Source organism: Pseudoalteromonas sp. 31A1 (genome assembly GCF_011378815.1).
GTDB lineage: Bacteria > Pseudomonadota > Gammaproteobacteria > Enterobacterales > Alteromonadaceae > Pseudoalteromonas > Pseudoalteromonas arctica.
Genome location: NZ_WTKY01000025.1, coordinates 1 through 25,031, shown reverse-complemented (window position 1 = coordinate 25,031; position 25,031 = coordinate 1). Strand labels below are relative to the sequence as shown.

17 protein-coding genes and 1 pseudogene are annotated in these 25,031 nt (G+C 38.7%); 7 read left to right on the top strand and 11 right to left on the bottom strand.

The window, feature by feature from the left end; translation table 11 throughout:
• Nucleotides 1-19: 19 nt before the first annotated feature.
• Both GQR52_RS17985 and add read left to right on the top strand, forming a co-directional pair.
• Nucleotides 20-2,707, top strand: coding sequence for a CHASE domain-containing protein (locus tag GQR52_RS17985; protein ID WP_165729323.1), 2,688 nt, complete (start codon nt 20-22; stop codon nt 2,705-2,707).
• A gap of 126 nt (nt 2,708-2,833) precedes the next feature.
• Nucleotides 2,834-3,835: an adenosine deaminase gene (gene add / locus GQR52_RS17980; protein ID WP_024592609.1), complete on the top strand. Its 1,002-nt coding sequence runs from the start codon at nt 2,834-2,836 to the stop codon at nt 3,833-3,835.
• 58 nt (nt 3,836-3,893) lie between these two features.
• On the opposite strand, the gene GQR52_RS17975 is transcribed toward add, so the two are convergent.
• The 5 genes from GQR52_RS17975 to GQR52_RS17955 all read right to left on the bottom strand — a co-directional run bounded on the left by GQR52_RS17975 (nt 3,894) and on the right by GQR52_RS17955 (nt 9,212).
• On the bottom strand, nt 3,894-4,304 hold the full coding sequence (locus GQR52_RS17975) for a CBS domain-containing protein (protein ID WP_007580571.1): 411 nt from the start codon (nt 4,302-4,304) through the stop codon (nt 3,894-3,896).
• A 168-nt stretch (nt 4,305-4,472) separates the two neighbouring features.
• A complete protein-coding gene (gene fre, locus GQR52_RS17970) occupies nt 4,473-5,186 on the bottom strand; it encodes an NAD(P)H-flavin reductase (RefSeq protein ID WP_024589658.1) in 714 nt (237 codons plus the stop codon).
• 109 nt (nt 5,187-5,295) lie between these two features.
• Nucleotides 5,296-6,762 (bottom strand): 4-hydroxy-3-polyprenylbenzoate decarboxylase, encoded by a 1,467-nt coding sequence (gene ubiD, locus GQR52_RS17965; RefSeq protein WP_007580574.1) that lies wholly within the window; start codon nt 6,760-6,762, stop codon nt 5,296-5,298.
• A gap of 71 nt (nt 6,763-6,833) precedes the next feature.
• Entirely contained in the window at nt 6,834-8,864 is a 2,031-nt protein-coding gene (locus GQR52_RS17960) for a methyl-accepting chemotaxis protein (RefSeq protein ID WP_165729322.1), read from the bottom strand.
• 66 nt (nt 8,865-8,930) lie between these two features.
• Nucleotides 8,931-9,212, bottom strand: coding sequence for an MliC family protein (locus GQR52_RS17955; protein ID WP_165729321.1), 282 nt, complete (start codon nt 9,210-9,212; stop codon nt 8,931-8,933).
• A 144-nt stretch (nt 9,213-9,356) separates the two neighbouring features.
• On the opposite strand from GQR52_RS17955, the gene GQR52_RS17950 reads away from it, so the two are divergent.
• Nucleotides 9,357-10,262 (top strand): DUF808 domain-containing protein, encoded by a 906-nt coding sequence (locus GQR52_RS17950; protein WP_165729320.1) that lies wholly within the window; start codon nt 9,357-9,359, stop codon nt 10,260-10,262.
• Between the two features lie 84 nt (nt 10,263-10,346).
• Here the strand turns inward: GQR52_RS17950 and GQR52_RS17945 are convergent.
• From GQR52_RS17945 to GQR52_RS17935, 3 genes and pseudogenes are all read right to left on the bottom strand, one after another.
• A pseudogene (locus tag GQR52_RS17945) lies at nt 10,347-11,287 on the bottom strand (tetratricopeptide repeat protein).
• A gap of 86 nt (nt 11,288-11,373) precedes the next feature.
• Nucleotides 11,374-12,774, bottom strand: a complete 1,401-nt coding sequence (locus tag GQR52_RS17940; RefSeq protein ID WP_165729319.1) for a M20/M25/M40 family metallo-hydrolase — start codon at nt 12,772-12,774, stop codon at nt 11,374-11,376.
• 180 nt (nt 12,775-12,954) lie between these two features.
• Nucleotides 12,955-15,033, bottom strand: a complete 2,079-nt coding sequence (locus tag GQR52_RS17935) for a TonB-dependent receptor (protein WP_165729318.1) — start codon at nt 15,031-15,033, stop codon at nt 12,955-12,957.
• 191 nt (nt 15,034-15,224) lie between these two features.
• On the opposite strand from GQR52_RS17935, the gene dbpA reads away from it, so the two are divergent.
• On the top strand, nt 15,225-16,613 hold the full coding sequence (dbpA, locus tag GQR52_RS17930; RefSeq protein ID WP_007580581.1) for an ATP-dependent RNA helicase DbpA: 1,389 nt from the start codon (nt 15,225-15,227) through the stop codon (nt 16,611-16,613).
• 22 nt (nt 16,614-16,635) lie between these two features.
• On the opposite strand, the gene GQR52_RS17925 is transcribed toward dbpA, so the two are convergent.
• The gene (locus tag GQR52_RS17925) at nt 16,636-17,208 is read right to left on the bottom strand and encodes a DNA-J related domain-containing protein (protein WP_121954361.1); all 573 of its coding nucleotides are present in this window, start codon (nt 17,206-17,208) and stop codon (nt 16,636-16,638) included.
• Nucleotides 17,209-17,284: 76 nt separating this feature from the next.
• Here GQR52_RS17925 and GQR52_RS17920 point away from each other — a divergent pair, with 76 nt between their 5' ends.
• Nucleotides 17,285-20,104 (top strand): ATP-binding protein, encoded by a 2,820-nt coding sequence (locus tag GQR52_RS17920; protein ID WP_007580583.1) that lies wholly within the window; start codon nt 17,285-17,287, stop codon nt 20,102-20,104.
• Between the two features lie 63 nt (nt 20,105-20,167).
• Here GQR52_RS17920 and rho read toward each other — a convergent pair whose 3' ends face one another.
• Nucleotides 20,168-21,427 (bottom strand): transcription termination factor Rho, encoded by a 1,260-nt coding sequence (rho, locus tag GQR52_RS17915; RefSeq protein ID WP_002960945.1) that lies wholly within the window; start codon nt 21,425-21,427, stop codon nt 20,168-20,170.
• A gap of 185 nt (nt 21,428-21,612) precedes the next feature.
• Nucleotides 21,613-21,939: a thioredoxin TrxA gene (trxA, locus tag GQR52_RS17910; protein WP_002960942.1), complete on the bottom strand. Its 327-nt coding sequence runs from the start codon at nt 21,937-21,939 to the stop codon at nt 21,613-21,615.
• Between the two features lie 91 nt (nt 21,940-22,030).
• Here trxA and rhlB point away from each other — a divergent pair, with 91 nt between their 5' ends.
• Together rhlB and gppA are read left to right on the top strand one after the other, a co-directional pair.
• Nucleotides 22,031-23,308 carry an ATP-dependent RNA helicase RhlB gene (gene rhlB / locus GQR52_RS17905; protein WP_002960940.1) on the top strand — a complete coding sequence of 426 codons (1,278 nt, stop codon included), beginning with the start codon at nt 22,031-22,033 and terminating at the stop codon, nt 23,306-23,308.
• 43 nt (nt 23,309-23,351) lie between these two features.
• Nucleotides 23,352-24,845, top strand: coding sequence for a guanosine-5'-triphosphate,3'-diphosphate diphosphatase (gppA, locus tag GQR52_RS17900; RefSeq protein ID WP_007580584.1), 1,494 nt, complete (start codon nt 23,352-23,354; stop codon nt 24,843-24,845).
• Nucleotides 24,846-25,031: the final 186 nt, after the last annotated feature.

The window sequence follows — 25,031 nt, the reverse complement described above, 5'->3', positions numbered from 1 at the left end:
TAGTTCAGGAGCACAAGCATTGAGAAAGTTTTTAATATTAACCCTTAGCTTGGCTTGTGCTTACTTCTTTACTGGGTATTTTAGCAACTCACTTCTTTCTGTTGATGGCTATGCGGTCGCCTCTTGGCCGCCCTCAGGAATTGCTTTAGCGAGCTTTTTAATTTGGGGACGTAAGTCATTTATTGGCCTTATTCTTGGTGCTTTCTGTACTAACTTAATTCATCTTGATAACACCGTAGATATTCTTCATTTTAATGTGCTTTTACAAGCTATTTGCGTCACTTTAGCCTCTGTTTTACAGGCTTGGATTGGTCGTCAAATCATAGTAAATGTTATAAAGGCTCCACTAGATTTATCTTCTTTAAAACACAGTGTGCAGAGCCTAATAGTAGCAGGGCCAATATGCTGTGTTATTGCTGCAGGTGTGGGAACTAGCTTATTAGCATTGAATAATGTGATCCCTACGCATGCTATTTTTGATAGCTTTATAGCATGGTGGATTGGTGACAGTATCGGTGTACTTATATTTACTCCACTCATGCTCGCAGCCTTTAATTACACGCAAGTACGCCACCGTATGTTGGTAATTTTACCTTCACTATTAATTTATATACTGATCAGCGTTAGTTTTTATGGCGCTGCCAGTGTTAAAAAAGAAAAAGACATTCAAAAGCAAGAAGCCAAAATACTTACTGTGCAAAATGCTATAAGCCAGAAGCTCGATGGTATTACTGCTCACTTAGGATTGTTAGCTACATTTTTTGCTAGTAGTAATGACGTGAACTTTAAAGAGTTTAAACAATTTACTTCAAAGCAGTTGGACTATAGCCAAGAAATTTTAGCATTTGAATGGATACCTTATGTACCAGCAAATAAACTCGCAGATTTTGAAACACATGAAAATACAGCCACAGGCAAAACTTTATACATAAAAGAAAAGTCACTTGATGGAGGTTGGCAACCTGCAGGTACTCGTAGTAATTACTTTCCTGTAAAATATGTATATCCCTTAAAAGATAATGAAGGTGTTTTAGGGTTTGATTTAGCTTCTAGTAAAGTAAGAGGTGCAGCGCTTAGCAAAGCGAAAGAGCTTAATGAACTTGCACTAAGTGAGCCAATTAATTTAGTCCAAAATACAGCTGAAGACGGTGTGCTTTTTTTATATCCTGTTTTTGGAGAGTCGTCTACCGAAGATGATTTTCAAGGTTTTGTGGCAGCGATTGTCAGTCTGAAACGCTTATCGCAAACACTATTATTTGATCACAACAACTCAATTTCAGTCAGTTTTTTTGATACAACGATACCAGGGAAAAAGCAGGCAATTTATATTGCCGATACCGATAACTCGCAAACGCTGTTTAAAGAATATCAATTGTTGATTGGCAAACGCATGTGGCAGGTCGAGTTATATGAACCAATAGTTAGAACGTCTTGGTTAATGTATTGGCTTGCACAAATAGTAGGTATGTTGTTTGTGTGGTTACTGATTACATTTTTGATTTCAGTTACAGGTACAAACATACAAATTCGCGAACAAGTGGCTAAGCAAACGCATACATTACGCAAAGAAAAACAAAAAGCAGATGAAGCGAGTCATATTAAAGGACAGTTTTTAGCAAACATGAGTCACGAAGTCCGTACCCCTATTAACGGTATAAAAGGGCTGCATTATTTAGCGCTGCAACAGAATGATTGGCAACAAGCAAGAAGTTACATTGAACAAGCAGATGGAGCACTGGGTGTTTTACTGCGGGTATTAAACGATGTGCTCGACTTTTCAAAAATGGAAGCAGGCAAGCTAGACTTAATGCAAGAGCCTATTAATGTAGCGAGTTTAGCGGATGAAATGCTTAATTTACTTCAGTTTGAAGCTGACATTAAATCAATAAAGTTAAGTCTAGATTTTGATAAAACATCAAATTTGGTCATTAATACCGATCCAATCCGCTTAAAACAAGTGCTGCTGAATCTGCTCAATAATGCGGTTAAATTTACAGGGGAAGGTGAGATCACTCTGAAAATTTGGCAGTCGAAAAAAATGACTTACTTTAGTATTAACGATACGGGTATTGGTATTAGTAACGAAGCACAAAAACAATTGTTTAAACCGTTTGCGCAAGCCGATAGCTCAACCTCACGTCAATATGGTGGTACAGGCTTAGGGTTAAGTATTTGCAGAAAGCTGGTTGAGTTAATGGGTGGTGCAATTGATTTAGTCAGTTATGAAGGTAAAGGTTCTACATTTACATTTAGTTTGCCGCTTATATCGCCTTTACCAAAGGCAGAGCAAATTCAACAGCAATACGACGAAATAGATGTAAGTACCTTATCATTCGCAAACTATAAGTTACTTTTAGTCGAAGATAACCCACTTAACCAGCATGTTGCCAGTGCCATTTTAAAAACAAAAGGGTGTATTGCCGACATTGCTAATGATGGTTTTGAAGCCATAGAAAAGCTAACCGAAAATAGCTACGATATTGTGATTATGGATATTCAGATGCCAAAAATGGATGGTCTTCAAGCAACAAAAGTAATTAGAAATGACTTAGGGTTAATTGATTTACCAATAATTGGCTTGTCGGCGAATGCCCATGACGATGATGTTAAAAAGGCATTGGCCTGTGGAATGAATAGTTATATCACTAAACCTATTGATGCAAATACGCTTTTTAAAACGCTTTGGCATTATTTATCAAATAAATAAGTTACGTTATTTTTTGCACAAAAAGCAGACATATGACCGCTTAAACTTACCGCAAATCATATAGACTTGAAAAATAACTATATCTGCGTATCATGCGCGCAAATTTAACTAAACTGGGTTGCTATTATGATAAATAGAAAATTACCTTTGCTAGATATTCACCGTCATTTAGATGGTAATGTACGTGCGCAAACCATATTAGAACTTGGTCGTCAGTTTAATATAGAGTTACCTGCAGATAATGTTGAGGCACTCATTCCTCATGTTCAAGTTATTGACCCTGAGCCAAACCTTATGGCTTTTTTACAAAAGTTAGATTGGGGTGTCACTGTACTTGGCGACTACGATGCGTGTAGACGCATAGCGATTGAAAACATTGAAGATGCACAAGCACAAGGCCTTGATTATGTAGAGCTTCGATTTAGCCCTTACTACATGGCACAAAGCCAAGGTTTACACCCAGAAGGGGTTGTAGAGGCGGTTGTTGATGGTATTAAATCAGCAACAAAGGATGCAAATATAAAAGCTAACTTGATTGGTATTTTATCGCGTACTTATGGCGTAAAAACATGTCAAAAAGAGCTTGATGCTTTACTCGCATTTAAAAATGATTTAGTCGCTGTTGATTTAGCCGGTGACGAAATTGGCTTTCCTGGTGAGTTGTTTGTAGAGCACTTTAAACAAGTACGAAATGCTTATTTAGCTTCGACTATTCATGCTGGAGAGGCACTCGGTGCTCCAAGTATTTGGCAAGCAATTAATGAGTTAGGTGCAAGCCGAATAGGGCATGGCGTTAAAGCTATTGAAGATCCAAAACTAATGGATTACTTACGCGATAACCGTATTGGTATTGAGTCGTGCTTAACAAGTAATATTCAAACCAGTACAGTAAACGATTTAGCTAAGCACCCACTTAAACAGTTTTTAGATCACGGTATTTTAGCGTGTATTAATACTGATGACCCTGCGGTTGAAGGCATTGAAATTGAGTACGAATATACCGTTGCAGCACCTAAAGCGGGCTTATCTCAAGCTGATATGGAAAAAGCCCAAAAAAATGCATTAGAAATAGCATTTTTAAGCGATGGCGATAAAAAAGAACTTTCAGCAATCGTTAGCGCACGTTAACTCTATTTAATACACATTAAAAATGCCGCTTTATAAGCGGCATTTTGTTATCTGCAATTTAGTGTGTTTGGCAGCTCATGTAATTATCGTAAAGTGCTTTAAGTACATCTGCTCGGCTGATCATGCCGATTACTTTAACACCCTCTACAACAGGGTAGTTTTTTGGTTTACCGGGCTGCATTTGCTCTGCAAGCTCAATAATATTGGTATCGCCGCTAACGGTCACTACCTTTGTTTGCATAAGTTGCGATACTTTAACCATCCCATCACAAAAATAACTGCTTTGCGTAAGTGGTTTTAATAGTTCTTGCTCAGATATAAATCCGACTAGGCATTTATCTTTATCAAATACTGGTGCGCCAAGTAGTTTAAATTTTTGTAGTTCTGCTATGGCTGTTGTCATTTCTGTATCTGGTGTGATATTTGGCAACTTGCGTTGCATAAAATCTTTTACTTTTGTATTTAGCATTTGGGTCTCTCCCGCTGATGTTCAATACAAAGTATGGTTTATAGATAGGGATTTAGGAAATTGTTTATATTGATGAGATTGATAGGTTTTAACTATTAAGTATTTGTTGTTATATAAAATAAAAGCACCGATTAGGTGCCTTTATTCATAACTGAAAGTTAATTTCAATTATTTGATAAATGCGAATGCATCTGCGTACATGTTTTCACGAATTGCACCATGAGTAATAAAGTCATCACGGACAATACCTATCATGTCAAAACGACCGGCCATATAAATATCGTATGGTTCAAGTGATACAATATCTTGCATTACCGCTTTATGTACATAGCCAGTGTGACCTTGCCAATTAGCAGATGGATTTTCTACCACAGGGATAAACTCAAAGTTTTTGTGGCTATCGGCCCATGTTTGCATTTCTGTATGTGCGTATAAAGCTGACTCTTCTTTTACACCCCAGTAAAATAATACAGGACGGTCGCACTTAATTTCAGCTAAGTGATCAGCCATTGATTTTGCGTATGAAAAACCAGTGCCACCGGCAAGTAAAATAATAGGGCGCTCACATTGCAGGCGCAACTGTGAAATACCCAAGCCAGCTTCAATGTCTACTAACTGCCCAGTGGTATGCGCATTTCGTAAATGTTCCAGCGATTGCATTGCATACGAATCGGCACCTGACGCGCCAATATGCAGTTCTATTGCATCGCACTGTGAAGGGCGACTAGCTATAGAAAAAGCCCGTTTGTCTTTTTCGCCCAATACGAGTTGCATGTATTGGCCAGCTTCAAAGGTCACAGGTTGTTGTGGCTTTAAAATTACTTTGTGAACAAATTCTGTAAGTGGGCTGATAGCTACAACTTCAGCTTTTAATGTTTGCATTTTTTACCTTTTAGCAGCGCTTTAAACAGCAGATACGCAATCGAATGACTCGATTCTAGCATATCTGCAGGGTTATTTTATAGCCTGTTATGTACTTACATATAAACACTTAAAGAATATTAAGGCTTTCCCAAATATCATCTACGCGGTCTTTGGTGTCTTTATCCATAACAATAGGCTCGCCCCATTCGCGGGTGGTTTCGCCAGGCCATTTATTGGTGGCATCCATTCCCATTTTTGAACCCAGGCCAGAGACTGGCGATGCAAAATCGAGATAATCAATAGGTGTGTTTTCTATTAATGTTGTATCGCGAGCAGGATCCATTCGGGTTGTTATAGCCCAAATAACATCTTCCCAATCACGGGCATTAATATCGTCATCGCACACAATTACAAACTTGGTATACATAAACTGACGTAAGAACGACCAAACCCCCATCATCACGCGCTTGGCATGGCCAGGATATTGTTTTTTCATTGTTACAATCGCCATACGGTACGAGCACCCTTCAGGCGGCAGATAAAAGTCGACGATTTCAGGAAATTGCTTTTGTAATATCGGCACAAACACTTCATTAAGTGCTACACCTAAAATTGCAGGCTCATCAGGCGGACGGCCAGTAAATGTGCTGTGATAAATAGGATCTTTACGATGCGTTAAGTGAGTTACCGTCATTACTGGAAAGTCATCTACTTCATTATAGTAACCGGTATGGTCACCATAAGGGCCTTCTGGCGCCATTTCACCTGGCATAATGTAACCTTCAAGTACTATTTCTGCACTGGCAGGGACTTGTAGGTCATTTGAAATAGATTTTACAACTTCGGTTCTGCTACCACGTAATAAACCAGCAAATGCATATTCGCTTAATGTGTCGGGTACAGGCGTTACTGCACCTAATATAGTAGCTGGATCGGCACCTAGTGCTACCGAGACAGGGTAAGGTTGCCCTGGGTTTTCTTTACACCATTCCTGAAAATCAAGCGCGCCACCACGATGCGACAACCAACGCATAATTATTTTATTTTTGCCTAATAATTGCTGGCGATAAATACCTAAATTTTGGCGCTTTTTATAAGGCCCTTTAGTGACTGTAAGGCCCCAAGTAATTAATGGCGCTGCATCACCTGGCCAACAATGCTGAATAGGTAATTTAGTTAAGTCTACATCATCACCTTCTAAAACTACTTGTTGGCAAGGCGCTTTTTTAACTTCTTTTGCAGGCATATTAAGCACTTGCTTAAAAATAGGTATAGCACCTAGAGCTTCTTTAATACCCTTTGGTGGATCAGGTTCTTTTAAAAAAGCGAGTAGCTTACCCACTTCGCGAAGCTCGCTAACATCTGTTTGGCCCATGCCCATTGCTACGCGTTTTGGTGTACCAAATAGGTTGGTAAGCACCGGCATATCGTAGCCTTTTGGATTTTCGAATAATAACGCAGGGCCTTTTGCACGCAATGTGCGATCAGATATTTCGGTCATTTCAAGATACGGGTCGATTTCTTGGGTGATACGTTTAAGTTCGCCTTTTTTTTCAAGCAAATCGATAAAATCACGTAGATCTTTATATTTCATTGTGGGCCGCTATTAAGCAAAAGAGTTGAAGTATTATACCCATTTCATGCAAGCCAAGTCATTACTTGCACTTAAAACTTAAAGCGCTCTACGGCACTTGTTAAGGAGTGTGCAAGTTGATTTACGTCTTCACTTTCGCTTGCTAGGGTTGTCGCGTTTTTGGCATTCAAGGTTGCTTGCTCTGTCACCTTGGCCATTATTTGTTGAATGTCGTTACTGTTAGTCAATTGCTCATGTGATGCATGAGCAATCTGCTCACTCATCTGATTAACAGACAACAATGTGCTTTTAATACGCTCTACGGCTTTATTTAGTTCAGTGCTGTTTTTAACACATTGCTTGGCTTGGTGTTGGCCATCGGTAATGTGTTCTTGAGTTGTTTGAGTGTGCTGTTGCAATGTTTGGATCATGGTGTTTATTTCGCTAGTCGAGGTCTGTGTACGTGCAGCTAATGATCGAACCTCATCAGCAACTACAGCAAACCCGCGTCCGTTTTCACCCGCTCGCGCTGCTTCAATTGCAGCATTGAGTGCCAATAAGTTGGTCTGCTCGGCAATGCTGCTAATTGTTTCAACAATGGCTTCAATAAGCTGAGTGTGTTGGGCTAGTTCCTCAGTGCTGCCTACTGCTTTATCAAGGCGCTGTAATAAAGTTTCTATACTTAGACTATTTGTATTAGCAATCTTGTTTACGTCATTGGCAAATTGCGATGCATTGGTTATTTCACTTGATGTTTTATCTGCTTGTTCATAAACCGCTTGTGAGTTAGTTAGCATATTTTGTGCAAGCGATGTTGCCTGTGCGCTTCGCTCCAACTGCTGTTGTGCAACAACCGTCATTTGCTGACCTTTTTCACTGGTTTTAATAGCGCTGCGGTCTAGTTCATGGGCGTCGCTACTAATTGCGCCAATTAACTGGGTAAGGTCTTCACTGAGTTTATTTATGTTATTTAGCAAAGTACCAAATTCATCTTTACTGCGCGGATGGCTTCGCTTTGATAAATCACCTGAGGCGATTCGGGCTAAATCGCGGTTTACTTTTTTAAGCGGTTTTAGCATTGCGCGAGTTGTAAAAATAGAGATAGCGATAATCAATATAATTAAAACAAGCGTAATAATTACTACAGAACTAATCCCAGTATTTATGGCGGCCTTTGCATTAGTTTGTAAGGCATTAAAGCGCTCATCAGCCAATTTATTAAGTTCAATAAGCTGACCTTCTGTTGTTATAAATTGCTGTTGAAAGTGTTCAAAATTTTGAGCCGCAGCAATAGTACTTTTGAGTCCTTTATTTTGTTGGGCATAAATTCCTGTATCGTTGTTAAGTAACTCTCTTAATTGATTAAATTTAGCCGTTAAATTTTTAGCATTAAACGCATTATTAAAAGGTAGCGCTTGTTGCTCTAAATAGGTGAAATTAGGTTGGATGTTATCTAGTAGAAATAGGGTATCTTGCTGATGGCTATTTAAATCATTGATACTTGTAGTTTGAGTAATGCTTTTTATATTATTGCTTAAGTTAAACAATAAATCATCTATACGGGTCGCTGTTCCAAACATCGCATTAAGTAGCGCCTGCTGTTTTGCAGGCACTTCTAAAAGTTCTATATCAAGTAAGTTAGAACTTAAATTGTAAAGTTGCTCGTTAAACGTTGCTGATAATTCTATGGTGGAATTTTGCGCTACAAACTTACTCTCTTTAGCACTAAACATTGCGACACTTACTTTAGTCAGTTGCTCGAAGCCTGCGTTGGTACTGGTGAGTAAATTTTGCATTGTTATTTGTTGATTTAGTTGAGTGCTTAACGAATTGAGCATATCGCTAAATTGTTGTTGCTCAGCTTGCGCCTGTTTTTTATTTTGTTGAAGTAAATCAAGGTTTGCTTGGCTGTAAGCTAAGGCGTTAAATTTAGTAATAGACAGTAATGATAGCCTTAAATCTTTACTGAACTGTTGTACCGGAACTGCTAATTTTTCGGTTCGGGTATTGTTAACGCTAATTTTGTTTAATGACCAATAAAAAAACACACTACTTGTTAGCACCAATAAACCAATGGTTGTAAAAGCTAAAATTATTTTATGTTTGATCGCAATTGAACGCATAACTTCATCACAATAATGGGTCTTTAATTATTGTAGCATTACTGTAATTTATTGGTTGGTTTTGTGTTAAACCTTGATGCACTGTCTTTTTTTACCAGCAATGATTAGCATGGCCTCATTTCCCTTACCCCAAAACAGTACCTCTTCACTTATATATTTATTCCCTGATGCACTTTTTTCGTGATTAAGTACATGCACTTTATTGTTAAAGATAATTTCGGCTTCAGAATTATTAATAATATTGAGTTTTACGCTCTCATCATCGCATTGGTAAGCAGTACTGGTTTGTAAATCACTACATGCGGTTAAGCTTAGTAAAATAGCGATTAATGCTAAATATACTTTCATTTTTCTCCCATCTTCTTTAAAAGTAAGTTAAAACGCAGGGCAAAATTTTAATCTAATGTAAGAATAACAAAGCAAAATTAACCGTTGGTGAAAGTAGCGCTTTACGTTATGTTTATAGCAATATTTTTTGAGCTCGGAAGCTTTATGGCAGGCACTAACCTTTTAACGTTATTAGACGATATAACCACTTTACTTGATGACATTGCGACAATGAGTAAGGTAGCAACAAAAAAAACAGCGGGTGTATTAGGCGATGACTTAGCACTCAATGCACAGCAGGTTACAGGTGTTGCAGCAGAGCGTGAATTACCGGTTGTTTGGGCTGTGGCAAAGGGCTCATTTTTAAATAAAGCGATACTCGTACCCGCTGCTTTATTAATAAGCGTATGGCTGCCTTGGTTAATAACACCGCTTTTAATGATGGGTGGTTTGTTTTTGTGTTTTGAGGGAGCTGAAAAAGTATTTGCTAAGTTTTTGCCTCATCACAATGAAGTGGTAGATGAAGATGAAAAATTAGATTTAGTTGAGTATGAAAAACAAAAAATAAAAGGGGCAATAAGAACCGACTTTATTCTTTCTGCCGAAATTATTGTTATTACTTTAGGCACTGTGGCAGGCGCTACGTTACTTAACCAAGCTTTAGTGCTTTGTGTTATCGCAATTATAATGACGATTGGCGTTTATGGCTTAGTGGCCGGTATTGTAAAGCTGGATGATGCCGGGCTTTATTTACTCAACGAATCTAAAGTGTCAGCTAATAAATTTAAAGAGTTACTTGGTAAAGGCTTACTCGCAGCAGCGCCTAGGTTGATGCAGTTTTTAGCATTTGCGGGCACCATTGCAATGTTTTTAGTAGGCGGCGGGATTTTAGTGCATGGTGTTGAGTTATTGCATCATACTCAAGTGGATGTAACGAGCTATGCTCAGTCTGTTGCTGGCGGCACAGGAGAAGTATTAGCGCCTCTCTTGTTTGATGGTTTGCTAGGTGTTATTGCCGGCTTAGTTGTTGTGCTTATACATGTAGGTTATACAAAGTTATTTAAAAAATAGTTTATAGCTGGCGTACTTGTTGCGCCAGCTATATTTAAATTCACTCATTCACTCATTCACTCATTCACTCATTCACTCATTCACTCATTCACAGTTAGCTATTTTACAAAGCGATTCTAATTCAAATTGTGCTTTAGTATTTTTTTGCTCAATGGCCTTTTTATACCAATAAATAGCCTGTTGATAATTTTGAGCTATTCCCTGACCATCACGATACATTTGCGCTAAATTTAATTGCCCCCATTGAGAACCCGCTTCAGCAGCTAGCTTAAAGCTATTAAATGCTTCAAAAAACAACTTATCTTTAAAATAAATAATGCCTTGTTGATTGTTTTTATCGAGTTTTAAACCTTTATATAGTGGCTTAGGTTTGGGAGGAAACATCACAAACCCGCCATAAAGGCTGTTGGCATAAGGTCGCAGCACGTCATAAATAGCTTCGTCTTTATACAAACGCTTTACTTCATCACGAGGGAGGGTGATTGTTTTAGTGGAGAAGTAATTGTCTTGAATTAGTTGGCTGGTACGCATTGCCAAGGTAATACTATTATTACGTTTATAGCTGTAGTTGCTTATCTGAAAGGTAATAAACTGCTTATCAAAACTTAAAACTTGAGCAATTCTTAAATTGGTTAGGGTCCAGGGTTCGTGTGTAAATTTGTCGGCGTGTACTAAGTGGTGTCATATATTTTAGGTGTATTCAAATAGCTTTGCTTTTGAGTCTCGGTATCAAGGTGTTGTTGATAAAAAAACGAAACAATCCAAAGCAATAAAAATACGCCAATAAAGTATTTAGGTAGGCTTAGTTTTTCTATTAACGGTAGTTGCGGTATTTTAACAGGTTCGCTTTTTCCGCATTGATAGCACTCGCGTTTATAGCTTAATTTTAAGGCAAGCATAGGTAAAATGCTAAATCGTAAATAGCGGCTTTTATTTACTAAATGGTAGGCGTCGCTTTGGCAGTGAGGGCAGCGTGTTATTTGTGCAAAATGTGGAAATGATTCACTCGTGTTGAAAAGTAACATAAAGCACGCTCCTTGTTTAATTACCTAAAGGTAAAACAAGAAGCGTGTTAGTTAAAGCTACAAACTGTAAGTAAGTATGTCTGTTATTACTTATTTTGAGCTTTAGGCTTGATAGTGGTTTTTGCATCGGCAGCCATTAGAGCAAATACAGCATATGCAGCGGTATTTTGACGAAGCTTAGCAGGTGTCACTTTATCAAGCGTATCGTCAGCTGTATGGTGGTAATCAAAGTAATCTGTTCCATCTTGAGCAAGTTCAAAAATAGGCGCTGACGTTGCTGCTTTAAGTGGAATTAGATCGGGGCCACCATTCGCTTGGTTTTTACCAATGTGCTCAATATTTAACGGCGCAAGTTCTTTTGCTATAGCGCGAACTACAGGAAGTGACTCTGCGCTTACGTTCGATTCAAAAGCATATACAACATCGGCGCCAAAATCAGACTCAGCGGCTGCAACAATATTGCTTAGCTCGTTTTTATGCTCTGCAAAATAAGCTTTTGCACCCCAAAGACCTAGCTCTTCAGCTGCAAAAAGTACCACACGAATACTGCGCTTAGGACGTTTTACATCGCTAATATGTTTAGCGGCTGCCATTGTTAGTGCAACGCCTGCGCCGTCATCTAATGCGCCAGTCCCTAAGTCCCAAGAATCTAAATGCCCCCCAATTAATACATATTGCTCAGGGTTTTCGGTACCATTAAATTGGCCAATAACGTTATAACCAGTGCCTTCACCAAGGCTTTCGGTTTGCACATTAATATTTACCGACACTTCTTTATTTAAAGCAACTAAGCGTGCTATTTGATCTGCATCTGGGTTAGCAATTGTTACGTTAGGTATTTTTGTAACACCTTCTTTGTAGTAACTACCGCCAGTGTGTGCAAAGCGATGATGACCGGTACTAACCGAGCGCATCATGTAGGCAACAGCGCCTTTTTTAGATGCTTCTATAGCGCCTGTACCGCGTGCTTTTACAGCAGGTCCGTAACCATTCCCGTCTATGTCGCGGTTCATACGGTAATTAATATACGCAATTTTACCTTTTAAACTGTTTGCCGGTGCGGCTTTTAATTCATCAAGTGTTTCGAATAATACAACCGGCGCTGTAATCCCATCTTTTGGCGTGCTTATACTGTTACCTAATGCAGTTAAGTGCAGTGGTTGCTCGCTTGGTGTTAGTATTTTTCCGCTTTCGCTATAACGGCGCCATTCAGGAAATGCGGCTTTTTCTAACCATACTTTATCAAAGCCCAGTTCATTAAATTTGGCTTGAGCCCATGCCACGGCTTTTTTATCGTTTTCGGTACCAGGAAGGCGTGGGCCTACTTCAGTTGTTAATGACTCTAGTAATTTATAACTTAAATCACTATTTAGTGCAGAGGTGCGCACTTTGTCTACTTGTTGTAATTGCTTTTGGGTAAATTCGGCGCTGTTAGCGTTTGCAGCCATACTGCTAGTAAGCAGCAGTGCGGTAATTAATTTTTTCATTTTGGTAGGCCTTTTTAATAATTAGCGCTATTAGAGCATGTAACAAACATGATAAAAAATAGATGAGATGAATAGGCTTTGTAATAGGTTTAATGCTGTTAGGTGTGAATATTTAGATATAAAAAAGCCCGCGTAAATGTACGCGGGCTATATTTTAAAGCTGTTATTTAAGGCATTTATTTAAAAGCTAAATTGCGCAGCTAAACGAAGATTTGTGCCCTCGCCAACAGTTACATTATTTGTGCCGCCACCACCTAAATAGCTTTTATCAAATAAGTTTTCGATGTTAAGGCGTAAGTTAATATCGGTATTACTTAAGTTAAACTTATAAGTTGCACCTACATCAACACGCGTATATGCATTTTTAGTAATTGTATTGGCGCTATCAGCAAAACGTTCACCTTCGTAAAAAGCACCTGCATTAAGTGCAATTGCATCGTTTAATTCATAACGAGTCCAAAGTGATGCCGACCATTTTGGTGCATCGGTAGGGCGTTTGCCTTCAAGTTTTTCATCGCGTTCAAAATTAGCATCTAGGTACATAGTTGATGCCATTACAAATAAACGGTCAGTAGCGGCACCTTGTGCGCTTAGCTCAAAACCTTTATGGCGTTGTTCACCTACTTGGTTTGTTTCACTTGTGAATGACCCAATAGGAACTTCAAGTTGTTCGCTAACAAGAGTACCTTCTTTGCTAATATCAAAAATAGCACTGGTAAGCATTAGGCGGTCATCAAATAATTGCCATTTAATACCAATTTCTCTTTGCTCAGATGTAATAGCATCTAATTTCATACCGTTATTTACATCTGTTTCATCAATTAATGTTTCGCTGCCTTGAGGCTCGAAACCTTCTGAGTAACTAGCGTATATAGTTGCAGAAGCATTTGGGTGATAAAGCACGCCTACTTTTGGTACAAATGATTCGTTATCTGCATCTTCTCGTGTTTGTTTATCGTAACGGCCACCTAGCGATAATTGCCACTCTGGTGAGAACGAAATTAAGTCTTGAACGTAAATACCGTAGTAGTCGTATTCAGTTTCGCTTATTGTATCATCTGTTTTATAGCTTACTGATGGACGAGATGGTTCTGCTTGTCCTGCAGAAAAATCAAAAGAGTCGGCAGAGGTACGACGTTGCCCGTAGTAATAATTAAGCGAGTTTGCGCCAATTAAAAACTGATGTTGTAAACTTCCCGTTTTAAATTCACCAATAAAATCAATAAATGCAGTTTTAAATTGCCAATCATCAAAGCGATCATAAGGATTTGATTGATAGCTATCACCCTCAACAAAGTCACTTGGCATATTCGGTGCTGATTCAAAGCGTTGGCGCTCAAATGTTTGTTCGTTATAGCCAAGCTTTACTTGCCAGTTATCGGTTAAAAATACTTCTAGGTCTACACCTAGGTTTTCTACGGTTATGTCGGTAAATGCCCAAGACATATCACGGATTGTTTTATCATCACCAATTACATTGGCGTTTTCGTCTATCCATGCGCCAGTATCTAAACCGGCTTCGTCGTCTGTGCGGTCGTAATGCACACGTACTAATGCGTTGTCGCTAATATCGTAATCTACAACTAAAGCACCTAAAAAGCGGTCACGCTCGCGGTTTTCACCGTTTTGGTATTCACGCCAGTAATCAACATCTTGTTTAACTAAAATACCACGAGCACGTAAATCTTCAGATTCAGTCAAGGCGCCTGCAGCATCTACCATAAAGCGAGTTGAACCATGCTGATCTACATCGGCACTGGTATTAAATAATGTTTGTGCTGTAGGCTTTTTAGTAACCATGTTCACCAAGCCACCCGGACCTGATTGACCATATAAAATGCTCGATGGGCCTTTAATTACTTCAACTTGTTGTAAAATTTCGATTGGTTGTTGGTAGTGCGACCAATGCTGATGCCCATCACGTAAATAACCTGTTGATGAGCTTAGCTCAAACCCACGTAAGTTAAATACCTCACGATTTCGTTGTTGTGAGCCTGCAGTTAAGCTTGCGTCATTTGTGAGTACTTCGCCAAGGGTAGTGGCAAGTTGCTCACTAATAATAGTGTCGGTTATTACGGTTACAGATTGTGCGGTTTCAAGTAAAGAAGCTGATGTTCTCATTGCGCCATTAGCGTTATCTACTTTGTAATCGTTAAAGTAGCTACCTTTTACTTCTATACGCTCAAGGTCAGTAGTGTTTGCGTATGTGTTTGTTGTAATGCTTGCTAATAGTGCTATGTAAAGAGAATTCAGTTTCATTGTTTGCTTCCAGCAGTGATATGTAAAAAACAATCGCGATCTTAATGCAAACTACTATCATTTTCAACACCTTTTGTTAACGTACTTTATTATGTGTTTGTTAATGGTTGCTAATTACGAATTCTGCTATTATTAGCAGCATATTTAGTGGGGCTTTCCCCCATGTTATTTTTATTGCTATGGAACTTACTGTGACTTCAACTGCTTTTTCATCTTTGGCTTTACCAGCTGGACTCGTTGATAATTTATCAACACTTGGCTATGCCCACATGACACCTGTACAAGCGCAAAGTTTACCGCCTGTACTTGCTGGTAAAGACATCATTGCTCAGGCAAAAACCGGTTCAGGTAAAACTGCTGCGTTTAGCTTGGGTGTACTCGCTAAATTAAACGTAAAACGCTTTCGTATTCAGTCGTTAGTTTTATGCCCAACCCGAGAGCTTGCTGAGCAGGTTGCGGTTGAAATGCGCAAATTAGCGCGCGGTATCCATAACATTAAAATATTAACGTTATGTGGCGGTGTATCAATTGGTCCACAAATAGGCTCGCTTGAACATGGCGCGCATATTATTGTTGGTACACCTGGGCGTGTTGATGACCATATTCGTAAAGGTACTTTACGTTTAGATGATGTTGAAACATTGGTACTTGATGAAGCCGATCAAATGCTTGATATGGGTTTTCAAGATACACTTGATGCAATTATTGAGCGCATTCCACAAAATCGTCAAACATTGTTATTTAGTGCAACATTCCCAAGAGCTATTGAAGCAATTGCTAAGCGTGTACTTAAAAATCCAGAAATGGTTAAAGTAGAAGAAGAGCAAGCCAAAAGCACAATTAAGCAGTACTTCTACAAAATGGATAATAATAAGCAGCGCTATCCAACGCTAAAATTATTATTACTTAAATTTACACCACAAAGCTGTGTTGTGTTTTGTAATACTAAAGTAGAAACACAACAAGTGTGTGACGATTTAGCTGATGAAGGCTTTAGTGCTGTTTCGCTACACGGTGATTTAGAACAGCGCGATCGTGAACGTACGTTAATTCACTTTTCAAATAAAAGTGCTTCAATACTTGTTGCAACCGATGTTGCTGCACGTGGTTTAGATATTGACGACATGGATATGGTGATTAACTACCATTTAGCACATGACACGCAAACACATGTGCATCGTGTTGGTCGTACTGGTCGCGCTGGTAAAAAGGGCATTGCATGTTCTATTTACGGTGAAGCAGAAGCGTTTAAAATTGCTCAAATAGGCGAACATTACGAACGTGATATTACTCCAGAGCAAATGCCACCATTTAATTTATTAGACAAGCCACCGTACCGCCCTGAAATGGTTACTTTGATGATTGATTCAGGTAAAAAACAAAAAGTACGTGCAGGTGATATTTTAGGTGCTTTAACGGGTAAAGATGGGGTTGCAGGTCGTCAGGTGGGTAAAATTAACGTACTTGATAACGTAGCGTTTGTTGCTGTTGAGCGTAACTCATTAAAACCTGCGCTTCGTAAATTAACCGAAGGCAATATTAAAGGGCGTAAAATACGCGCACGTCGCCTTACTCGTTAATTTAAACTTCTAAATTAATAGATTAACGAGCAGCTACCTTTAGCTGCTCGTATTGTGTTTGTATTTTTTTAAACTCAACTTCACAGCCATTTGGTTTATCTGGGTGCACTTGTAATGCAAGTTGTCTCCAGCGCTTTTGAACATTTTTAAGAGTGAAATTTTCAGGTAACTTCCATTCTAAAGCCAATGCTTTAAATTCATTTTCATTTAAAGTCTGTTGTGGTGATATCGTTTTAAACTGACGCCAAAAGCTATTTAAAAGCTCATCAATCTGCTCTTCACTGGTATCGTAATTATGCCAATCTAAATAATAATCTCGCAAATTTTCGCTTGTTGTTACTAAACTATTATCTCCTTTTTCTAAAAGCTCGATATGCAGAGCTGAAATGAGTAAACTCTGAGGGCGTAATTGTGCCTGCAGTTGGTACAGTGCATTCATAATTAAAAAGTTACGTTTAAATAAATCACGTTCAGGACTTTTATCGAGAGTGGTCATAGCGCTGCGGTTTGTCAGTTCTGCTGCTAAAGTATGAACTTGCCAAACCTGCTTTGTTAGTATTAGCTCAAAAATCTCATCAATCAGTGGGTTAAGCATTGTTTAGGTCCTAGTAGTTGGTGTATCTTCAATAAAGATTACACTGATATAAGTAACGGTTTGAAGGATTAAAATTATGCTGGGCAAGTTAAAATGCCTCTTATTTACTATATGCTGTGTACTAATAGCTCCTAGCTATGCCCAAAATAATGATTCGTTATTTGAGCAATTCAAAAACGAAGTGCAGTGGGAGCCTAAATTACAATTAGCAAACATGCTACTTGCTAATAAAAATGCCTCCAAAAAAGAGCGTGTCGCTGTTTATTCGGCATTGGGTAATACTGCGTTATCGGTTGATAATTTTAAAGACTCATTACATTACTTTAAATTACTTGAACAACATACTTCGGATACTTTCTTCCCTGATGAGCACTTTCGTGCAATAAAAATGCAAGGTGTTGTACTTTTTTATCAAGGCTTATTTCAAAAAGCGATTATTGAATATACCCGTACCCTAGCATTAGCAGAAAAGAATAAGCAATTACTAGAGCAGGCAAACTTATTAAATAATATTGGTTTGGCCTATTTTAATATGAATAAGCTAGGCGATACCCTAGAGTTTTATTTAAAAGCAAAAGCTATCTACGAGGCGTACGGCAGCGAGCAAGATAAAACCGATATACTACTTAATATAGCAGGCGTTTATATACGCTTATCACGCTACGATAGTGCGTTTGGTCTTTATCAAGATGTACTTAAGGTTTATCAACGATTAGATGATAAAAGCGGTATTGCGCAGGTATATAACAATATGGGTGTTGCCCATATGGAGAGTAATCAATTTGACTTAGCACTGCATTATTACCAGCTAGCGCTACGCTATTATATTTCAGCTAATGATTACAATAAGTTATCTACACAATATACAAACCTAGCAAATACTAATTTAGTATTAAAAAAAGTGGATGAAGCGTACGAGCAAGCTAAATTAGGTGAGTACTACGCCCTTAAAATAGATAACCATAATTTAGAGCTTAATGCGCTACATGCGCTGGCTAAAATTCAGTTTGTTAAGGGCAACTTAGAAGAGGCGCAAATAAATTTAGATAGAGCAATTTTACTTGCTCATGAATATGGTAGTGAGCGAATAATTAGAGAGAGCTTGGGGGCCAAAGCACTTCTTGAAGCCAGTAAAGGCGATTATTCAAGCGCAATGGCTTTGCAACAAAAATATATTAGTGAGTTGCGAAAGCTCAGAAGTACGGCAATTATAAATGCACTAGCGGTACTTCAGCATCAATTTAAAGCAACGCAATTAAACCAAGAGATAGAAAAACTTAAACAAGATCGCCGTGTGCAAGAGCTAAAAATGTCGCAGCGTTCTCAGCTTACTTTATTCTCTTTTTTACTATTACTTTTAGTTGTCGTAACTGGTATTGCGCTTTATCGCCGTGGTGCAGAAAAACGCGCTAAGCAGCAGTTAACAGAACAAGTTACGCAACGTACTGCAGAATTGCAGGCAATTGCACAAGAGCTGAGAGAAGCCAACGATGTTAAAAGCCAGTTTTTGGCTAATATTAGTCACGAAATTCGCACTCCACTAACGGCTATTTTAGGGCAAACAGATGCTTTAATTAATGAATTATATGAGCCTGAGTCACTTAAAGATGAATTAAGAGTAATTCAGCGTCACAGTGACCATTTAAAAAGCTTAATAAATGATGTACTCGATTTAAGTAAAATTGAAGCCAATAGATTAGAGTTAAATATTTCGTGCTTTGATATTGTAGAGCTCGTAAATGATGTGCACGCAATGTTTATCACCCAAGCAAAAGCAAAAAATCTACATCTTATTTTAGACAATCAAGTGGGTAATGAGTTTTACACTAAGCTGGATTTAATACGCGTAAAGCAGATTCTTATAAACTTATGTGCAAATGCTATTAAGTTTACTCATTCAGGGCAGATCATTATTGCATTAAATAAGAGTGAGCAAGGACTAGTTATTATTGTAAAAGATACCGGTATTGGTATGAGCTCTAAACAGTTAAAGCTTATTTTTGAATGCTTTAGCCAAGCTGATAACAGCATTAGCCGTCGCTTTGGTGGTACAGGGTTAGGCCTTAGCTTATCGCAACAATTAGCTGCGATGATGGGTGGTTATATCAGCGTACAAAGCGAATACAAAAAGGGCAGTCAGTTTTCGTTCTTTTTACCGTGCGCAGAAGTAAATAAATCTCAAAGCATGATTGAAACTCAAAGTGCTCCTAAGGCAAATAAGCAATTAGCAGGGCGTGTTGTACTTGCGGAGGATCATCCTGATAATCGTAGGTTAATAAGTCGTTATTTACGCTCAATGGGACTCGAGGTTATTGCTGTTGAAAATGGTGAGCAAGCGGTAGAGCAGTGCTTAAAAGAATATCCAGATTTGGTATTGCTCGATATTCAAATGCCAGTGATGGATGGGCGTTCTGCTTTTCAGCTATTAAAACAATGTGGTTTTGAGCGACCTATTTTTGCTTTAACAGCAAATGCTATGAGTCATGAAGTGGATGGTTATTTAGAGTTAGGGTTTACTGGTTACTTAGGTAAACCGATAGACAAAGAGTCATTTTATAAAGCGCTTTCTAGTCACCTACATAATGCAGAAGATCAGCCAATTACAAAGCAAAATGAAGTTGATATGAGCGATCTTGTGATTAGTTTCAAGCAGAGCTTTGCTTTGGAGAGTGAAACGATTACGCAGCATTTTATAAGCGAAGATTTAGATGCGCTACAAAAAGATAGCCATCGCATTTTAGGGGCTGCACAAATGTTTGGTTTGGATGAAATTGCGCAATCGGCTAAAAATTTAGACAGAGCACTTCTACGCAGAAGCCAAAAAAGCAGTGCAAATGATTTTAAAGCGCTCGTTGATACGCTGCAGGGTGTACTTAAAAAGTATAATGAAAGTTAAACTGTATTTAATCCAGACACAAAAAAAGCGCCTAAGGCGCTTTTTTATTCAATTAAAACGCTTTTATTGGCGTCTCATCGAATCAAAAAATTCATCATTGGTTTTGCTCATCGATAGTTTATCGATTAAGAATTCCATTGCATCAATTTCTGACATGTCATGAACAATTTTACGTAAAATCCAAAGCTTTTGAAGTTCATCTGGTTTTGTTAGTAATTCTTCACGACGAGTACCTGAGCGGTTAAAGTCGATAGCTGGGAACACACGTCTTTCCGCAATTTTACGGTTAAGGTGAAGTTCCATGTTACCAGTACCTTTAAACTCTTCGTAGATAACTTCATCCATTTTAGAGCCAGTATCGATAAGAGCTGTAGCTATGATTGTTAAGCTACCACCTTCCTCAACGTTACGTGCAGCACCAAAGAAGCGCTTAGGTTTATGTAATGCGTTAGCGTCAACACCACCAGTAAGTACTTTACCTGATGAAGGAATAACGGTGTTATAAGCACGTGCTAAACGAGTGATTGAATCCAATAAGATAACAACATCTTTTTTATGTTCAACTAGGCGTTTTGCTTTTTCGATAACCATTTCGGCAACTTGTACGTGACGAGAAGCTGGTTCATCAAACGTTGATGCAATAACTTCACCTTTAACTAGGCGTTGCATCTCTGTTACTTCTTCCGGACGTTCATCAATAAGTAAAACCATTAATGTTACATCAGGATGATTGTGCGTAATTGATTGTGCAATATTTTGAAGTAGCATTGTTTTACCCGCTTTTGGCGGAGCTACTAACAAACCACGTTGGCCGCGGCCAATAGGAGATGCTAAATCAAGTACACGGGCTGTAATATCTTCTTTACTGCCGTTACCACGTTCCATGCGAAAACGTTCGTTTGCATGTAATGGAGTAAGGTTTTCAAAAAGAATTTTAGTTCGAGAGTTTTCAGGTTTATCAAAGTTAACTTCATTTACTTTAAGTAAAGCAAAGTAACGTTCACCGTCTTTAGGTGGACGAATAAGACCTGAAATTGAATCGCCAGTACGCATGCTGAAACGGCGAATTTGGCTAGGTGAAACATAAATGTCATCTGGGCCAGCTAAGTAAGAGGCTTCTGATGATCTTAAGAAGCCGAAACCATCTTGTAAAATCTCTAATACACCGCCGCCGAAGATATTCTCTCCGCCTTTGGCATGGGATTTAAGAATGGCAAAAATGATATCTTGCTTTCTTAAGCGGGCTACGTTTTCGAGCCCCATGGACTCAGCTAAGTCTACAAGCTCTTTAATGGACTTGTCTTTTAATTCGCGTAAATGCATATTGGTGGGTTCTTTATTACAGTTGTCATACTCAAAATCGCTTTGATCGTTGAGTGAGGTTTGTTGAATATAACTAAGGATTAGTTGGCTTTATAAACTAGCAGTTCACTGGCAAAGCGTCCAGTCTTTATACAAAATAAATTTAAAAAAGGGCAAAAAGCCCTTTTTATTGTTCTAGCTTACAGTTAGATGTTGTTTTCTAAAAACTCAATAAGTTGAGTTTTTGAAAGAGCACCTACTTTCGTTGCAGCTACTTGACCATCTTTAAAAAGAAGTAAAGTAGGAATACCACGAATACCAAATTTTGGCGGTGTGCCAGCATTTTGGTCAATGTTTAATTTAGCAACAGTCACACGGCTGTCGTATTCATCAGCAACTTCGTGAAGAATAGGGGCGATCATTTTACAAGGTCCACACCATTCAGCCCAGAAATCTACTAGTACTGGTTTGTCAGATTGTAATACGTCAGCTTCAAAGCTATCGTCAGTAATTTGGATTATTTTCTCGCTCATTGCGCTCTCCGATTTAGTTAGGCGAAATATTTAGTGCGTATTTAAACACTCTTGTTTCTTATTGCAAGTTTAAACGTTATGCTTAAACGCTATGACTAAGACACATTTAACCGATAAAAAGTTTTCAGACTTTGCTATCGCACCGGAAGTGGTTGCCGGTTTAACCGAGAATGGGTTTGAATATTGCACACCTATTCAAGCAAAATGCCTACCTTTTATTTGTGATGGACGCGATATCGCGGGCCAAGCTCAAACAGGTACAGGCAAAACGTTGGCGTTTTTAACTGCCACGTGCCATCGGTTATTACAATCTAGCAAAGCACCTAGTAAACATCCAAGAGCCCTGATCATGGCCCCTACTCGGGAGCTTGCGATTCAGATACATAAAGATGCTAAAATTTTAGCGCCGCACTGTAATCTTAACTTAGGTTTAGTATATGGTGGCGAAGATTACGAAAAACAACGTGCACAACTAGAAAAAGGCGTTGATATTTTAATTGGTACTACAGGTCGTCTAATTGATCTGTATAAGCAAGGCTGTTACACCCTTAATGAAATTGAGGTAGTCGTGCTTGACGAAGCTGATCGTATGTTCGATTTAGGTTTTATCAAAGATATTCGCTATATGTTCGATCGTATGCCAGATACATCAAAGCGTTTAAACTTATTATTTTCTGCCACATTATCGTATCGCGTACAAGAATTAGCTTTTGAGCACATGACAAACCCAGAACATGTTCAAATTGAACCTGACGTTAAAACGGGTAAACGTATTCAAGAAGAGCTATTTCATCCTTCGCAAGAAGATAAAATTAAGCTGTTGTTAACCTTAATTGAAGAAGAATGGCCAGAGAAAGCAATCGTGTTTGCAAATACCAAGCACAGTTGTGAAACAGTATATGCTTGGCTTAAGTCAGACGGTCATCGTGTAGGTATGCTTACTGGTGATGTTAACCAGAAAAAACGCCAAACTATATTAGCGCAGTTTAGCAAAGGCGACTTAGACTTTTTAGTTGCGACTGATGTTGCAGCGCGTGGTCTTCATATTCCAGAAGTAAGTCATGTATTTAACTTTGATTTACCTGACGATTGTGAAGATTATGTTCACCGTATTGGCCGTACTGGCCGCGCTGGTGCATCAGGCCACGCAATTAGTTTTGCATGTGAGCAATATGCATATAACCTGCATGAAATTGAAGAATATATAGAGCACAGCATTCCTTTATCACATTATGATAAAACAGCATTGCTAGATGATTTAACTCAGCCTATTATTCAAAGAAAGCGCAACTATTCAACAGGTCCACGTAACCGTAGTAATAACAGCGGACGTCGCCCAAATAATAGTTACCAAAAAGGACGGTCGTAAACGACCGTTTGTATAAGTAGTAGTAACTAGAGGTTTTTGAACGGTGGGGCAACTTAAACCGCAAAAAAATGTGTACGCAGTTATTGATTTGGGCTCAAATAGCTTTCATATGCTTATAGCCAAATCAATTGCTGGCGGTCTACAAACAATTGGACGTGTTAAACGCAAAGTCCGATTAGCCGCAGGGCTTGATAAAGATAACGTATTGAGCACTGAAGCAATGCAGCGAGGCTGGGAATGCCTTGCCCTTTTTGCTGAGCGTCTACAAGATATCCCAGATAAAAACATCACCATAGTAGCAACAGCCACCTTACGGCTAGCCACTAACGCCGAAGTATTCAAAAATCATGCAGAAAAGATTCTTGGCCATAACATTAATGTTATTAGCGGAGAATTAGAAGCGCGTACAATTTATAAAGGTGTTGCTCATACTTCATCTTGTACTGGCAAACAGCTTGTTATTGATATTGGTGGTGCAAGTACCGAAGTTGTAATTGGTAAAGCATTTGATGCCTTACATTACAAAAGCCTCAATATGGGGTGTGTTACCTATCTTGAACGCTATTTCAAAGACTGCCAATTAAGTAAGAGTAACTTTAACGCAGCCATAAAAGCAGCTCGTACAGTCATTGATGAAATTTCTCCAGAATATAAAACAGCGGGATGGCAAATTGCATCTGGTGCTTCTGGCACAGTGCAAGCAATTCAAGAAATTATGGTCGCTCAAAATCTTGACGATTTACTTACGCTTGAAAAGCTCAACACTATAAAAGAGCAAGCAATTGCATTTAGCACTATTGCAGCGCTAGACCTTCCTGGATTAAGTGAAGACCGTCGACTGGTATTTGTATCAGGGCTCGCAATCTTAATCGCACTATTTGAATCTCTTGAAATAGAAAAAATGGGATTGGCGGGTGGAGCACTGCGTGAAGGCGTTTTATATAGCATGGTTCCGGAGTTTCATAATAACGACATTCGTAAACGCACAGTTGATGGGTTTATGAGTCGTTATCACGTTGATCAAAAACAAGCGTGTCGGGTTTCAAGCTTAGCTATGCAGTTAGCGGTAAGTATTGATAAAGATTGGCCAATTGAACGTTTAAATGGGTTACCACTATTAAAAGCGGTAGCGCAGCTTCATGAGATTGGATTACTAATAGAATATAAGCAGTACCATAAACACACCGCTTATATTTTGGAAAATACCGATATGCCTGGTTTTTCACAGTCAGAGCATAAATTAATAGTAGCGGTAGCAGATGCGCATCGTTCTGATTTTCCAAAAGGCTGTTTTAATTCACTCGGCGTAAATAGTCTATTGGCGCAATATATAGTGAGATTACTACGGATAGCAGTCATCTTATCAATGCGCAGACAAGATGATGTACTGCCTATGTTTGAGTTAACTGCTAAAAATGAAGTGTTAGACCTTAAGTTTGAAAGTAACTGGTTAAAAGATCATCCATTAATGGCCAGCGAGCTACAACAAGAGTCTAAACAGCAAGGTAAACTTGGGTGGAAGCTCATAGTAAACTAATTAAAAAGGCCCATCAGGGCCTTTTTAGTGTTTAAAGTAACCATTTCGATGCAAATATGTGCGAACAGCACATTATTTCAAGTTTTCTTCAAAAAAAGGTTGATCTGTTTTCGGATCTCCCTATAATGCGACCCCACTGAGACGGGAAACGCCAACGCATAGCGAGGCACGAACAACTCAGGGTGT